The organism is Candidatus Skiveiella danica (assembly GCF_022705245.1).
In the GTDB taxonomy this organism is placed as follows: Bacteria; Pseudomonadota; Gammaproteobacteria; order Burkholderiales; family Burkholderiaceae_C; genus Skiveiella; species Skiveiella danica.
In genome coordinates this window covers 1-511 of record NZ_JAKJEW010000205.1, presented here as the reverse complement: position 1 = coordinate 511, position 511 = coordinate 1, and the positions used below count along the sequence as shown (strand labels likewise).

1 protein-coding gene is annotated in these 511 nt (G+C 65.6%); it reads right to left on the bottom strand.

Translation table 11 applies throughout. The features are described 5' to 3' along the window. The coding region (locus ACMUOY_RS21030) for a 6-phosphofructokinase (protein ID WP_413894632.1) at positions 1-445 on the bottom strand (445 nt) is incomplete at its 3' end. Between the last annotated feature and the right edge of the window lie 66 nt (positions 446-511).

Below are 511 nucleotides of genomic sequence, written 5' to 3'. Positions count from 1 at the left end.
CGTAGCGCGCCCGGAGGTGCCCGACGACCTCGTCGATGTCGAACGGGACCTCCGGTATGAGGATCTGGTCGGCCCCGCCCGCGATCCCGGCCACGGTCGCAATCCACCCGGCATGCCGGCCCATCACCTCCACCACCATGATCCGGTGGTGCGACTCCGCCGTCGTGTGGAGGCGATCGATCGCCTCGGTGACGATCGAGACGGCAGTATCGAACCCGAAGGTGTAGTCGGTCGCGGCGACGTCGTTATCGATGGTCTTAGGGAGGATCCCCGTCACCGAGTAGTCGGTGAGCGGTTCGACGTCCCCGACGATCAGACCGCGCCATCCGTCCCGTATCCCGATCGTGTCAAAACCATGTCTTGCTCCGGTCCGCACGACCGCCCGGATCACCGCGTTCAGGCCCGGGCAGTCCCCTCCGCCCGTCAGCACGCCTACCGTCGTCATCTCATCACTTTCCCCCTCTGTAGATCTTCATCGCCTCACCCACGCTCGCATCGTCGAGGGTGATCG